Source organism: Metabacillus rhizolycopersici (assembly GCF_020075705.1).
Genome location: NZ_JAIQUM010000272.1, coordinates 1 through 516 on the forward strand (window position 1 = coordinate 1; position 516 = coordinate 516).

1 protein-coding gene is annotated in these 516 nt (G+C 38.2%); it reads right to left on the reverse strand.

The features are described from left to right. The coding region (locus tag K9V48_RS30265) for an NADP(+)-dependent, decarboxylating phosphogluconate dehydrogenase (RefSeq protein ID WP_498043141.1) at window positions 1-516 on the reverse strand (516 nt) is incomplete at both ends.

Here is a 516-nt window from a genome sequence, read left to right on the forward strand (position 1 = left end):
ACATCCAGTTCGTATGGAAAACTCCTTCTTTGTCAACACGTTGATACGTGTGAGCACCGAAGTAATCACGTTGTGCTTGTAATAGATTTGCTGGTAATGTTTCTGTACGGTAGCTATCATAATAAGCGATTGCGCTTGAGAATGATGGTACCGGAATTCCATTTTCAATTGCTACTGCTAATACTTTACGCAATGCTGATTGGTAGCCTTCTGCAATTTCGTTAAAGTATGGGTCTAATAATAGGTTTGCTAAGTTTGCATCACGATCGTAAGCATCTTTAATTTTTTGTAGGAATTGTGCACGGATGATACAACCGCCACGGAAAATCATTGCGATATCACCGTATTGTAAATTCCAATCGTACTCTTCAGATGCTGCGCGCATTTGTGCAAATCCTTGAGCGTATGAAACAATTTTACTTAAGTATAAAGCTTTACGTACAGCTTCAATTAACTCTTCTTTATTGCCTTTGAAGCTTTCTACTTCAGGACCTTTTAACAATTTGCTTGCTTGTA